The 12,619-nt window shown below is 70.8% G+C and carries 12 protein-coding genes and 1 pseudogene; 10 read left to right on the top strand and 3 right to left on the bottom strand.

Annotated elements, in window-relative coordinates:
• Positions 1–262: pseudogene (locus CCR97_RS31880) on the bottom strand (uracil-DNA glycosylase); the annotation flags it as partial.
• A 313-nt stretch (positions 263–575) separates the two neighbouring features.
• Between CCR97_RS31880 and CCR97_RS23610 the strand changes: the two are divergent.
• The 3 genes from CCR97_RS23610 to CCR97_RS23600 all read left to right on the top strand — a co-directional run bounded on the left by CCR97_RS23610 (position 576) and on the right by CCR97_RS23600 (position 5,541).
• Positions 576–2,246, top strand: a complete 1,671-nt coding sequence (locus tag CCR97_RS23610) for an electron transfer flavoprotein-ubiquinone oxidoreductase (protein WP_420826098.1) — start codon at positions 576–578, stop codon at positions 2,244–2,246.
• Positions 2,247–2,666: 420 nt separating this feature from the next.
• On the top strand, positions 2,667–4,472 hold the full coding sequence (locus tag CCR97_RS23605; RefSeq protein ID WP_111358450.1) for a tetratricopeptide repeat protein: 1,806 nt from the start codon (positions 2,667–2,669) through the stop codon (positions 4,470–4,472).
• A 178-nt stretch (positions 4,473–4,650) separates the two neighbouring features.
• A complete protein-coding gene (locus CCR97_RS23600; RefSeq protein ID WP_111358449.1) occupies positions 4,651–5,541 on the top strand; it encodes a 4-(cytidine 5'-diphospho)-2-C-methyl-D-erythritol kinase in 891 nt (296 codons plus the stop codon).
• A 36-nt stretch (positions 5,542–5,577) separates the two neighbouring features.
• Here the strand turns inward: CCR97_RS23600 and CCR97_RS23595 are convergent, their stop codons facing one another.
• The gene (locus CCR97_RS23595) at positions 5,578–6,168 is read right to left on the bottom strand and encodes a Uma2 family endonuclease (protein ID WP_201159922.1); all 591 of its coding nucleotides are present in this window, start codon (positions 6,166–6,168) and stop codon (positions 5,578–5,580) included.
• 102 nt (positions 6,169–6,270) lie between these two features.
• Entirely contained in the window at positions 6,271–7,281 is a 1,011-nt protein-coding gene (locus CCR97_RS23590; RefSeq protein ID WP_111358448.1) for a polyprenyl synthetase family protein, read from the bottom strand.
• 132 nt (positions 7,282–7,413) lie between these two features.
• On the opposite strand from CCR97_RS23590, the gene CCR97_RS23585 reads away from it, so the two are divergent.
• The 7 genes from CCR97_RS23585 to CCR97_RS23555 all read left to right on the top strand — a co-directional run.
• Complete coding sequence (locus CCR97_RS23585; protein ID WP_111358447.1) at positions 7,414–8,400, top strand: glycosyltransferase family 2 protein; 987 nt, start codon at positions 7,414–7,416, stop codon at positions 8,398–8,400.
• Positions 8,397–8,627, top strand: a complete 231-nt coding sequence (locus CCR97_RS23580; RefSeq protein WP_111358446.1) for a putative signal transducing protein — start codon at positions 8,397–8,399, stop codon at positions 8,625–8,627. Before CCR97_RS23585 ends, CCR97_RS23580 begins: the two co-directional genes overlap by 4 nt.
• Positions 8,617–9,444, top strand: a complete 828-nt coding sequence (locus CCR97_RS23575; protein ID WP_201159921.1) for a tRNA1(Val) (adenine(37)-N6)-methyltransferase — start codon at positions 8,617–8,619, stop codon at positions 9,442–9,444. Before CCR97_RS23580 ends, CCR97_RS23575 begins: the two co-directional genes overlap by 11 nt.
• A 520-nt stretch (positions 9,445–9,964) precedes the next feature.
• Positions 9,965–10,840 carry a S49 family peptidase gene (locus tag CCR97_RS23570; RefSeq protein ID WP_201159924.1) on the top strand — a complete coding sequence of 292 codons (876 nt, stop codon included), beginning with the start codon at positions 9,965–9,967 and terminating at the stop codon, positions 10,838–10,840.
• Positions 10,841–10,906: 66 nt separating this feature from the next.
• Positions 10,907–11,104, top strand: coding sequence for a hypothetical protein (locus CCR97_RS23565; RefSeq protein WP_207199569.1), 198 nt, complete (start codon positions 10,907–10,909; stop codon positions 11,102–11,104).
• A gap of 354 nt (positions 11,105–11,458) precedes the next feature.
• The gene (locus CCR97_RS23560) at positions 11,459–12,382 is read left to right on the top strand and encodes a glycine--tRNA ligase subunit alpha (protein ID WP_201159923.1); all 924 of its coding nucleotides are present in this window, start codon (positions 11,459–11,461) and stop codon (positions 12,380–12,382) included.
• A 102-nt stretch (positions 12,383–12,484) separates the two neighbouring features.
• The coding region (locus CCR97_RS23555) for a DUF559 domain-containing protein (protein ID WP_420826099.1) at positions 12,485–12,619 on the top strand (135 nt) is incomplete at its 3' end.

The following is a 12,619-nucleotide window of genomic DNA, read 5'->3' as shown; positions in this document are numbered from 1 at the left end:
TCGCGGGCGGAGCACTCGCGGCCCGGCCCGCCGTGCCGTTCTCGCGCAACGTCGGGCGCCCGATCGCCGGGTCCCCGACCGGCCGGCGCGGCTCGGCCGGTGCCGGGGACGTCCCTGTGGCGATCGCCGTCACGCCTGCCGGCGCGGCCGCCTCCTCGGGACGCAGGCGATCGCGCGGCTCCTCGGCGAGGAGCGCGTCGACGCCCGCCTCCAGATAGAAGGCGAGCAGGTCGCGGACGGCAGCGGTACGGTCGGAGCTCATGCCGGCCCTTCATACAACAAGATGCGCCCGGGTGCGTCGTCGGCCGGCCGGTCGCGAACTCCCGCCGCGCACGCCCCCCGCGACAGGTCACCTCGCGACACGTCGTCTTGCGGCAGATCAAGGAGTCGCCCTGCCGCTTGCGCGGTGATACCGATGCCGCAGGCGAATACGGCGCAGCGACGCGGGCGGCCCCCGCCGCCGCGAGACCGTCCCGCGCCACGGCTTCCAATTGTCGCAGGGTGCGCCGGGTGCACCGTCTGCATGTCCGAGCGACGCCGCGCGACGCGGCGCCGGCCGATCGAATCGGGGTGATGTGATGTCCGAGGAACTGCCCGCCCGCGAGGCGATGGAATTCGACGTGGTGATCGTCGGCGGGGGCCCCTCGGGCCTCGCCGCGGCGATCCGGCTGAAGCAGGTCAGCCCGGACGCGTCGGTGGTGATCGTCGAGAAGGGCGCCGAGATCGGCGCTCACATCCTGTCGGGCGCCTGCGTCGATCCGATCGCCTTCGATCGCCTGCTGCCCGGCTGGCGCGACGAGGACGATGCCCCGCTCAAGACGAAGGTGAAGGACGACCGCTTCTACATGCTGTTCGGCCAGCGCGCGCTGCGCCTGCCCAACGCGCTGATGCCGCCGCTGCTCAACAACCACGGCGCCTTCATCGTGTCGCTCGGCGACGTGTGCAAATGGCTCGCCGCCAAGGCGGAGGCGCTCGGCGTCGAGATCTATCCGGGCTTCGCGGCGAGCGAGGTTCTGTTCGGCGACAACGGCGAGGTCGTCGGGGTCGCCACCGGCGACATGGGCGTCGCCCGCGACGGCGCGCCGAAGGACACGTTCACGCGCGGCATGGAGCTGCGGGCGAAGTACACGCTGTTCGCGGAGGGCGCCCGCGGCCATCTCGGCAAGCGGCTGCTGGCCCATTACGACCTGTGCAAGGGCCGCGAGCCCCAAAAGTTCGGCATCGGCATCAAGGAGCTCTGGCAGGTCACGCCGGACCGCCACCACCCCGGCCTGGTCCAGCACACCTTCGGCTGGCCGCTCGACAACAAGACCGGCGGCGGCTCGTTCCTGTATCACTACGGCGAGAACCTCGTCGCGGTCGGCTTCGTGCTGCACCTCAACTACGAGAATCCGTATCTGTCGCCGTTCGACGAGTTCCAGCGCTTCAAGACGCATCCGCTGGTGCGCCGCACCTTCACGGACGGCAAGCGCATCGGCTACGGGGCGCGCGCCATCGCCGAGGGCGGCTGGCAGTCGGTGCCCAAGGTGGCGTTCCCGGGCGGCGTGCTGATCGGCGACGACGCCGGCTTCCTCAACGTGCCGCGCATCAAGGGCACCCACAACGCGATGCTGTCGGGCATGCTGGCGGCCGAGCACGCGGCGGCGGCGCTCGCCGCCGGCCGGGCCGGCGACGAGCTGACCGAGTACGAGAAGGGCTGGCGCTCGTCCGACGTCGGCCGCGACCTGTGGAAGGTGCGCAACGCCAAGCCGTTGTGGTCGCGCTTCGGTACCGCCGTCGGCATCGGCCTCGGCGGGCTCGACATGTGGACCAACACGATGGGCTTCTCGTTCTTCGGCACGCGGTCGCACGGAAAGCCCGATTCGGCCTGCCTGAAGCCGGCGGCGAGCTGCCGGCCGATCGCCTATCCGAAGCCCGACGGCGTCCTCACCTTCGACCGGCTGTCCTCGGTGTATCTGTCCAACACCAATCACGAGGAGGACCAGCCCGTGCATCTGCAGCTCGCCGATCCGGGGCTGCAGAAGGCGTCCGAGTACGACGTCTATGCCGGGCCGTCGGGGCGCTACTGCCCGGCCGGCGTCTACGAATGGGTGCGCGAGGACGACGGGCCGCAGGCCCGCATGCGCTTCGTGATCAACGCGCAGAACTGCGTGCACTGCAAGACCTGCGACATCAAGGATCCCAACGGCAACATCACCTGGGTGGCCCCGGAGGGCGGCGGCGGCCCGGTCTATCCGAGCATGTGAGGGCGCTGTAACGGGCAACCGTTGCCGGCGCGATCGGCGGCGGTTCGTTGCGACGACGCCACCAAACGGCCGTGTTCGCGCGGTCTCTGCTCGGACGAGCAGCGTGCGCCGCGGCTCCCTTGCGGGGGCCCGTCAAACCGGTCATTGTCGGCCACCGTGCCCGTCCCGCGTCGCCACGACGCGGGCGGCACAGCGGTCGGCGGAACGGCACGCGAAACGTGCGGGGTGCGACCGCCGGATGCGGACGCCGCGACGGCGGTGCGCGCGGCGGAGACCACCACGACGGATGTCGTCTATCCGGACGACGCCGCTCCTCGTCCCGCGTGACGAGACGTCGTCGCCCACGAGGTGTCGCTGCCGGTGTGTCGACCACCGGGTGTGTCGCCTGCCAGGTGTCGCCCACAAGGAGAAGATCCAGCCGTGAGACGAGCGTCGCCCATCCGAGCCGCGGCTCTCGCCGCCACGGCCGTTGTCCTCGCCGGCCTGCCCGGCACCGTCGCGGCGCAGACCTCGACGGCGGCCGCCGTGGCGCGCCGCGAGCCGGTCCGCGAGACGGCGCGCACCAGCCTGGCGGGTGACTATCTGGCGGCACGCCATGCGAGCGTCGGGCGCGACGCCGCCTCGGCCGCGGCCTACTACCGCGCCGCCCTCAAGGCCGACCCCAAGAATCCCGACCTGCTCGAGTTCGCCTTCTACGCCGTGCTGGCGGACGGTGACATCGACGAGGCGGCGAAGCTCGGCGAGCGGCTGCTGCAGGCCGACCGCACCGCCCGCAACCCGAACGCCCGGCTGGTGCTCGGCATTCGCTCGCTCAAGCAGAAGCAGTACGGTCCCGCCCGCACCCAGCTCGGTCAGGCGGCGCGCGGTCCGGTGACGGATCTGATCGCCACCCTGATGATGGCCTGGGCCCAGCAGGGCGCCGGCGACACCAAGGGCGCGATCGACACCATCGATCGCCTGTCGGGGCCCGACTGGTACGGCATCTTCAAGGATCTGCATGCCGGCCTCGCCTACGATCTCGCCGGCAACAAGAAGGAGGCGGGCAAGCGCTTCGAGCGGGCCTACAAGCTCGACTCCTCGGCGCTGCGCGTCGTGCAGGCCTGGGGCGGCTGGCTGTCGCGCAACGGCCGCCGCGACGAGGCCCTCAAGGTCTATCAGACCTTCGACGCCTCGCTGCCGCGCCATCCGCTGATCCGCAGCGCGATGACGACGATCGAGAAGGGCGACCAGGTGCCGCGGCTCGTCGAGAGCCCGGGCGCCGGCGCCGCCGAGGCGCTCTACGGTCTCGGCGCCGCCCTGGCGCGGCGCGAGGAGGAGTTGAGCCTCGCCAATCGCGGCCTCGCCTATCTGCAGCTCGCGCTCTATCTCGAGCCGAACCACGCGCTCGCACTCCTGTCGCTCGCCGATCTCTACGAGGCGATGAAGAAGCCGGAGCTCGCCATCGCGGTCTACAAGCGCGTGCCCGAAGACTCGCCGCTGCGCCGCAACGCCGACATCCAGATGTCGATGAATCTCGACTCGCTGGAGCGCACCGACGAGGCGCGCGAGGCGCTCGGCAAGCTGATCACCGCCCATGGCGACGACGTCGACGCCATCATGGCGCTCGGCAACATCCTGCGCGACCGCAAGAAGTACGCGGAGTGCGCCGACGTCTACACGAAGGCGCTCGACCTCGTGAAGACGCCGACCCGGCCGAACTGGACGACCTTCTACTTCCGCGGCATCTGCTACGAGCGCTCCAAGCAGTGGCCGAAGGCCGAGGCCGACCTGAAAAAGGCGCTGGAACTCTATCCCGAGCAGCCGCACGTCCTGAACTATCTCGGCTATTCGTGGATCGACCAGCACGTCAACCTGGACGAGGGCATGCGGCTGATCCGCAAGGCCGTCGACCAGCGTCCGGACGACGGCTACATCGTCGATTCGCTCGGCTGGGCCTATTACCGCATCGGCGAGTACGACGAGGCGATCAAGCATCTCGAGCGCGCCGTCGAGCTCAAGCCGATGGACCCGACCATCAACGACCATCTCGGCGACGCCTACTGGAAGGTCGGGCGCCAGCTCGAGGCGAAGTTCCAGTGGACGCATGCGCGCGACCTCAAGCCCGAGCCCGAGGATCTCGCCAAGATCGAGAAGAAGCTGAAGGTCGGGCTCGACGACGCGCCGCCGTCCGCCGCGGCCGAGGCCGACAAGCCGAAGCCGGCCGAGACCGGCAACAACGGCGGCTGATCACGATCCTGTCGCGGCGCCGCTCCGGCGGTGACCGGCGCCAAAGTCCGGCGCGATCATCCGGCATCCGTGACGTGGTGGAGGTCGGGGCTTGACCCCGGCCGCCTTCCTCCCGAGAAGAACGTCCGGCGATACCGCGCGGCCCCTGTCGCGCGCCGCGCGCCTCTCGGGAATTCGCATGACCACCACGGTACTGACCGGCCTCCTCGAAGAGACCGCGCCTGCAAAAGTCAACCTGACGCTGCGCGTGCTGGGCAAGCGCGGCGACGGCTATCACACGCTCGAAAGCCTGGTCAGCTTCACCACGATCGGCGATCGGCTGACGCTGAAATCCGGCGTCGATCTCGGCCTCTCGGTGTCGGGCCCGACTGCGGCGCAGTCGGGGCCGGTCGAGGACAATCTGGTGCTCAAGGCGGCGCGGCTGCTGGCCGAGCGGGTGCCGGACCTGGCGCTCGGCGCCTTCGATCTCCTCAAGCGCCTGCCGGCCGGCGGCGGGCTCGGCGGCGGCTCCTCGGACGCGGCCGCGGCGCTGCGGCTGCTCGCCCGCCTCAACAAGCTCGCGCCGGACGATCCGCGGATCGCCGAGGCCGCCCTGAAGGCGGGCGCCGACGTGCCGGTCTGCCTCGATGGCAAGCCGCGGGTGATGCGCGGCGTCGGCGAGGTGCTGTCGCCGCCGGTCGCGCTGCCGCCGCTGTTCGCCGTGCTGGTCGGTCCGGGCTTCCCGCTCGCCACCAAGGACGTGTTCGCGGTGCTCGGCCTCGCGCCCGGCGAGACCCGCGGCGAGCCGACGCCGGACGGTGCGGTGCCGAAGGACCGCGAGGCGCTCTACGCCTATCTGGCCGAGAACGGCAACGACCTCGAGGCGGCCGCCATCGGGCTCGCGCCGGCGGTCGGCGATCTCCTGGAGCGGCTGCGCACCCTGCCGGGCTGCCGGCTCGCCCGCATGTCGGGCTCGGGCTCGACCTGCTTCGCCCTGTTCGACGACGCCCGCTCCTCGGCCGACGCCGCCATGAAGCTCGGCCCCGCCAACACCGGCTGGTGGGTGCGCGCGACGATGCTGGCACGCTGAGGCGGAGGGCGGTCGGCGCGCCGCCGGTCGCGCATCTCAGTGAAGCTCGAGGTCGGCGAGCCTGACGGCGAGCGCCGGCATCTTGTCCGGAACCAGGACCGTACCGGCCGGGATCACTGCGATGGTCCGATACCCGTCCGGTGCCGGATCGCGATGGACATGGGTGACGCGCGTCACAGCGTCGATCACCCAGAGCTCGGTGATGCCGAAGCCGGCGTAGAGTGCGGCCTTGCGGCCGAGATCGTAGCGCAGGCTGGAATCGGCGATCTCGACCACAAGCAGCGCCGTGTCGGCGGTGAGCCCGGCCCAGCCGCCAGCCTTCGGATAGAAGACGAAATCCGGCTCCAGGAAGGTGTCGACCGAGAGGCGGAACGTCGTCTCGGGCGTGAACAGCAGGTCGTCGGGAAGCCGTCGCGCCCAGTAGAGATTCAGGGTCGATCTGAGACGCTCGTGCGGTCCGCCCTTCGACTGCATCGGAACGATCTCCCCGCCGATCAGCTCGATGCGCTCGTGCTCGTCGAAGATCCCGAGCTCGGTCATCCGATCGATCTCGTCGACCGTGAATCGCCAGCGCGGCAGGCCTTCGGCCGCCGTCGTGGTGCGCGTCACCGGGGGGTGGACCGTCATGGAGGAAGTGTAGCGAAAAGCGCGACGCCCGTCATGCGGGCAGCCGGCGGCATAGCGTCCGAGTCACGGGCGCGGCGCAGCGCGCCGCGAACCGGAACCCGGTCAATGCGTGCGCGACACCGCGAACTCGACCGCTTCCTCCAGCGCCTGCTTGATCTCGCAGTCGGGGAAGAGGGCGAGGGCGTCACGGGCGATGGCGCCGTAGTGGCGGGCCCGCGTGATGGTGTCGTCGAGCGCCCGGTGCTTGGCCATCAGGGCGATCGCGTGCTCGAGGTCGTTGGCGCCGATCTCGCCGGTCTCCAGCGTGCGGCGCCAGAACTCGCGCTCCGAGTCCGAGCCGCGGCGGAACGCCAGCACCACGGGCAGCGTGATCTTGCCCTCGCGGAAATCGTCGCCGACGTTTTTGCCGAGCTTGGCGGCCTTGCCACCGTAGTCGAGCGCGTCGTCGACGAGCTGGAAGGCGATGCCGAGATTCATGCCGAAGGAGCGGCAGGCGGCCTGCTCGGCCTTGGGCAGGTCGGCGACCACCGGGCCGACCTCGCAGGCGGCGGCGAACAGCTCGGCCGTCTTGGCCCGCACCACGGCGAGATACTCGTCCTCGGTGGTGGCCGTGTTCTTGGCGGCGGCGAGCTGGCGCACCTCGCCCTCGGCGATGACGGCGGCGGCGTTGGAGAGGATCTCCAGCGAGCGCAGCGAGCCGACCTCGACCATCAGCTTGAACGCCTGGCCGAGCAGGAAGTCGCCGACCAGCACGCTCGCCTCGTTGCCCCACAGCATGCGGGCCGCGAGCTTGCCGCGCCGCATGTCGCTCTCGTCGACGACGTCGTCGTGGAGCAGCGTCGCGGTGTGCATGAACTCGACCGAGGCGGCGAGCTTGACGTGCCCGTCGCCCTCGTAACCCGACAATTGGGCCATCGCGAGGGTCAGCATCGGTCGCAGCCGCTTGCCCCCCGACGTGATGAGATGATTGGCGACCTCCGGGATCATCGTGACCTCGGACCCGGTGCACGACAGGATCGCCGCGTTGACGCGGGTCATGTCGCTCGACACATGGGATACCAGGCGGTCGACGGAAGCGCCGGCAGGAGACTCGAAAGGAATTACGACGGCCAAAGCCGATTCTCCGAAATCAAGGACCCGCGACGATAGAAATGCTACCGTTCACGAGCAAGTACGGTGTTTTCCCCTGGCGGAACGGCGGTGACGCCCCGGAAGAGGACGGTCGTGACACGTCTGGTCGATCGGATGGACCTGCGGCTCGCCACGCCCGGACCGGGCCTGCGGATCGCGGTCCTGGTGCCGTGTTACAATGAACGAGCGTCGATCGCAAAGGTGGTCGCCGATTTCCGCGCGGCGCTGCCCGACGCCGCCGTTCATGTGTACGACAACAACTCGACGGACGGCACCGCCGAGGCCGCGCGCGAGGCCGGGGCGGTCGTGCGCAGGGCGACGCCGCAGGGCAAGGGCCACGTCGTCCGGCGCATGTTCAGCGACGTCGATGCCGATGTCTACGTCCTCGTCGACGGGGATTCTACCTATGATGCTCCCAGCGCCCGCGACATGATCGCGCGGTTGCTGGAGGAGCGCCTCGACATGGTCGTGGCGGTGCGTGTTCCCGAGGGCGCCGCCGCCTATCGGCGCGGCCACCGGGCCGGCAACCGCCTGCTCACCGGGGTGGTGCGGCAGATGTTCGGCACCGCGTTCTCCGACATGCTGTCGGGTTACCGGGTGTTCTCGCGCCGCTTCGTGAAGTCGTTTCCGGTGCTGTCCGGCGGCTTCGAGATCGAGACCGAGCTGACCGTCCACGCGCTCGAGCTCGACATGCCGGTCGGCGAGGTCCCGACCCCCTATTACGCCCGGCCGGAAGGCTCGGAGTCGAAGCTCGCCACCTGGCGCGACGGCTTCCGTATCCTGAGGACCATCGCCAAGCTCTACCGGGTCGAGCGGCCGCTGCCGTTCTTCGCCGGCGCCGGCCTGTCGCTCGCCCTCCTCTCAGTCGGTCTGTCCGTGCCCGTGATCGTCACCTTCCTGGAGCAGGGCGTGGTGCCGCGGCTGCCCACCGCGGTGCTGTCGACCGGGCTGATGATCCTCGCCTTCCTGTCGTTTGCCTGCGGCCTCGTGCTCGACACGGTCACGCGCGGCCGGCGGGAGATCAAGCTGCTCGCCTATCTGGCTCAGCCGGCGCCGGGCGAGCCGGCGCGACGCGCCTCCGCTTCGGGACTCGAAACATGAAGGAACTCGTGCGCACCAACGATCCGGTGCTGGTGTCGGCCGTGGTCGCGCTGCTCGACGCGGCCGGGATCGAGCATCTGGTGCTCGACCAGAACATGAGCGTGCTGGAGGGCTCGATCGGCATCCTGCCGCGGCGCATCTTGGTCGCGACGCCGCGGGAAAAGGAGGCGCGGCGGCTGCTCGGCGACGCCGGCCTCGGCAAGGAGCTGCGCCCCGATGGGCCGTGAGGCCGGGGCCGTGGTGCAGCCCATCAGGCCGAAGGGCTTCCCCGAGGCGGAGTGGAGCGACGACGGCATTTTGAACGGCCGGCTGCGACTCCTGCAGCCGCGGCGCGGCCATCGCTTCGGCCATGACGCGATCCTGCTCGCCGCGGCCACCCCGGCGCTCTCGGGGGAGCACGCCGTCGAGCTCGGCTCGGGCGTCGGGGCGGCCGGTCTGGCGCTCGCCTGGCGGGTGCCGGGGCTGCGGCTGACGCTCGTCGAGATCGACCCGGCGCTGGTCGGCGCGGCCGGCGAGAACGCCGCTCGCAACGGTTTCGGCGATCGGGTCGCGGCGCGGCGGCTCGACGTCGCGGCGCCGCCGGCGGCTTTTGCCGAGGCGGGGCTTTCGCCCGGATGCGCCGATCGGGTGCTGATGAACCCCCCGTTCAACGATCCCGCGACGCTGTCGGCCTCGCCCGATGCGGCGCGCCGGCGCGCCCATGTGTCGGCCCCGCAAGGAGAAACGCCGCTGCTCGACGTCTGGATCGACGCCGCGGCGCGGCTGCTGCGGCCGGGCGGCACGCTGTCGCTGATCTGGCCGGCCGCGGGGCTCGCTCCCGTGCTGGCGCGGCTGTCGGAGGGATTCGGCGGGATCGCGGTGCTGCCCTTGCACGGCAAGGAGGCGCAACCGGCGATCCGGATTCTGGTGCGGGCCACCAAGGGCGGCCGCGCGCCACTCGCGCTGCTGCCGGGGCTGGTGCTCGCCGACGCGGCCGGCTGGCCGACCGCGGCGGCCGAGGCGGTTCTGCGCCACGGCGCGGCGCTGCCGCTCGCCGCGCCGTGACCGGGGTTGGTCGGCAGGCCTGGGTGGCTCAGGCCTCCTCGGCCCGCACGGGCTGGCCGGACCGGGCGAGGCGGCGGTCGGCGACGTGGTAGAGGGTCGCGATCACGCCGAACAGCGACGCGACGATCATGACCTTGATGTCCATGACAGCGCTTCTCCGGGAATGATCCAGCCGCGCGACTGCAACGCGGGGCGGCGTTTCGGGTTCGATTCAATGTGCGATGGTGTCGACTTCGTGATCGCCGGTGACGGGCGGTTCACCATGTCGGGCCTCCATACGACACGGGTCAGGTAAACGATCCGTAACTCGCGGCCGCGACGTCGCGTCCCTATGATCCCGGCCGGTGCGGTGCGAAACCCGGCGGCGCGGCGCGGAATTGTCGTCGCGGTGCCCGGCCGGCGGCGAGCCGGAGGGCGCCACCATGCCGCGGAGGATCACGGGATCATGACGTTCGGGAGCAGGACAGAGCCGGGCAGCGGCGACACGACCGGAGGCGGCCTCCGCGACTTCGTCGCCGGCATGCGCCGCCTGGTGACGCCGGCGCTGCCGAAGCGCTGGCGGCCCGACACCGTGGTGGTGCCGGTGGTGCGCATCAACGGCGTGATCGGCGTCGCCTCGCCGCTGCGGCCGGGCGTGACGCTCGCCGGGCTCGCCCGCGCGCTCGACCGCGCCTTCGCGATGCGGGGCGCCAAGGCGGTGGCGCTGTCGATCAACTCGCCGGGCGGGGCGGCGGCGCAGTCGCACCTGATCTTCCGACGGATCCGTCAGCTCGCCGAGGAGAAGAACCTGCCCGTGATCGCCGCCGTCGAGGACGTCGGCGCCTCGGGCGGCTACATGATCGCCTGCGCGGCCGACGAGATCGTCGCCGACCCGGCCTCGATCGTCGGCTCGATTGGCGTGATCGGCGCCACCTTCGGGCTCGACAAGGCGATCGAGAAGCTCGGCATCGAGCGGCGCGTCTACACGGCCGGCGACAACAAGTCCTCGCTCGACCCCTTCCTGCCGGAGAAGCCCGAGGACGTCGCCCGCATCAAGGCGATCCAGACCGAGATCCACGCCCTGTTCATCGAGCTGGTGAAGTCGCGCCGCGGCGACCGCTTGGCCGGCCCGGAAAAAACCCTGTTCTCCGGCGAGTATTGGACCGCGTCGACGGCGCTCGGTCACGGGATCGTCGATCGGCTCGGCGATCTGCGCTCGTACTTGCGCGAGCGCTTCGGCAAGGACGTGCTGACGCCCGTGGTTTCGCCGGAGCGCGGCTTCCTGGCCCGCCGCCTGATGGGGACGAGCCTTGTCGGATCGGCCGGAGGCGCCGACTTCGGCGGAGCTCACGGCCTCGCCGAGGACGCGATCGCGGCGCTCGAGGCGCGCGCCGTCTGGGCCCGCTACGGGCTGTAGACCCTAGTCGTTGCGGCTCGCCCGCGCCGCAGTCACCCCCGCGGGTCGTGCAGAGGAGACGGTCGCATGCCGTTCGTGATCCCGCCGATGATCGCCCTGACCGCCGCCGCCCTCGGGGTCGCGGCCCTCGGCCGCACGCTCGCCCGGGAGTGGCGGCGCATCAACGAGGAGCTGGAGCAGATGCGCCCGGCCGAGGCGGTCGACCCGAGCCGCCTGCCGAAGCTCCGCCGCGATCCGTCGACCGGCGTGTACCGGCCCGAGTAGGACTTTTCCGATAAGCCCAATTTCACCTCTCCCCGCCGCGCGGGGAGAGGTCGACATTCGCGCGATCAGCGCGGATGTCGGGTGAGGGGGCGCCGCCGCGAGTCTCCGCCTTTCGGAGACGCCCTCTCACCCGACTCGGACCTTCGGTCCGAGCCACCCTCTCCCGCCGCGCGGGGAGAGGGAGACCGTGGCGAGGCGCCCTCGCCTTGACCCTGAAAATCCCTGCCTCTACGGTCCGCGCGCCTCGGCCGCGGACCGGGCGCGCCTGCGACGGGCGCCGCCGGCGCGGCCGCTCGTCCGTCGATGCGAGCCGTCATGACACTGTCCGACACACCGTCCGACCTGCCGCCGCACATGCGGCCCGAGCGCTCGTTCCAGGGCCTCATCCTCGCCCTGCAACGCTACTGGGCCGACAAGGGCTGCGTGATCCTGCAGCCCTACGACATGGAGGTTGGGGCCGGCACGTTCCATCCGGCCACCACGCTGCGCGCGCTCGGCCCGAAGCCGTGGAACGCGGCTTACGTGCAGCCCTCGCGCCGGCCGAAGGACGGCCGCTACGGCGAGAACCCCAACCGGCTCCAGCACTACTACCAGTTCCAGGTGATCCTGAAGCCGTCCCCCGAAAACCTGCAGGAGCTCTATCTCGAATCGCTCGCCGCGATCGGCATCGACACGGCCATCCACGACGTGCGCTTCGTCGAGGACGACTGGGAGAGCCCGACGCTGGGCGCCTGGGGGCTCGGCTGGGAGTGCTGGTGCGACGGCATGGAGGTGAGCCAGTTCACCTATTTCCAGCAGGTCGCCGGCTTCGAATGCGCGCCCGTCGCGGGCGAATTGACCTACGGGCTCGAGCGCCTCGCCATGTACGTGCAGGGCGTCGAGAACGTCTACGACCTCAACTTCAACGGCCGCGACGGCGCCGAGCGGGTTTCTTACGGCGACGTCTTCCTGCAGGCCGAGCAGGAGTACTCGCGGCACAATTTCGAGCACGCCGACACGACCATGCTGTTCGAGCAGTTCCGCATGGCCGAGGGCGCCTGCAAGTCGTATCTCGACGCGGGCTGGCGCCGCGACGCGAAGGACGCCAAGGCGTCGCGCCATTTGATGGCGCTGCCGGCCTACGACCAGTGCATCAAGGCGAGCCACGTCTTCAACCTGCTCGACGCCCGCGGCGTGATCTCGGTGACCGAGCGGCAGAGCTACATCCTGCGGGTCCGCGAGCTGGCCAAGGCCTGCGGCGAAGCCTGGCTCGCCACCGCCGGCGGCGGGGCGGGCTGATCGAACGAGGTCTTTCGGCTCCCCTCCTCCCGCGCGCGAACCGCGGGGAGGAGTCGGGGTTGGGGGGCTCTTTGGCGGCAGAGGCGAACCCGAGACGCAGCGATGCTCGCACTGGGTCTCGCCCGCGCGCTTCGCGAGTATCTCGCGACCCGAGGCTACCGTGTTCTTCGATTCTGGAATAACGACGTTCTGACCAACATTGAGGGTGTCCTGTCCGTGATCGCCCAGGCCCTGGGC

Origin of the sequence: Rhodoplanes elegans (genome assembly GCF_016653355.1) — a bacterium.
Classification (GTDB): Bacteria; Pseudomonadota; Alphaproteobacteria; order Rhizobiales; family Xanthobacteraceae; genus Rhodoplanes; species Rhodoplanes elegans.
Note: the sequence above shows the minus strand (reverse complement) of the source record. Positions and strands in the feature narration are given on the sequence as shown.

What these genes read in the sequence shown, in the direction of transcription:
- CCR97_RS23600 (WP_111358449.1), top strand. Translation starts at nt 4,651, where the DNA reads ATGACCACCACGGTACTGACCGGCCTCCTCGAAGAGACCGCGCCTGCA.
- CCR97_RS23595 (WP_201159922.1), bottom strand. Translation starts at nt 6,168, where the DNA reads ATGACGGTCCACCCCCCGGTGACGCGCACCACGACGGCGGCCGAAGGC.
- CCR97_RS23585 (WP_111358447.1), top strand. Translation starts at nt 7,414, where the DNA reads ATGGACCTGCGGCTCGCCACGCCCGGACCGGGCCTGCGGATCGCGGTC.
- CCR97_RS23580 (WP_111358446.1), top strand. Translation starts at nt 8,397, where the DNA reads ATGAAGGAACTCGTGCGCACCAACGATCCGGTGCTGGTGTCGGCCGTG.
- CCR97_RS23575 (WP_201159921.1), top strand. Translation starts at nt 8,617, where the DNA reads ATGGGCCGTGAGGCCGGGGCCGTGGTGCAGCCCATCAGGCCGAAGGGC.
- CCR97_RS23570 (WP_201159924.1), top strand. Translation starts at nt 9,965, where the DNA reads ATGCGCCGCCTGGTGACGCCGGCGCTGCCGAAGCGCTGGCGGCCCGAC.
- CCR97_RS23565 (WP_207199569.1), top strand. Translation starts at nt 10,907, where the DNA reads ATGCCGTTCGTGATCCCGCCGATGATCGCCCTGACCGCCGCCGCCCTC.
- CCR97_RS23560 (WP_201159923.1), top strand. Translation starts at nt 11,459, where the DNA reads ATGCGGCCCGAGCGCTCGTTCCAGGGCCTCATCCTCGCCCTGCAACGC.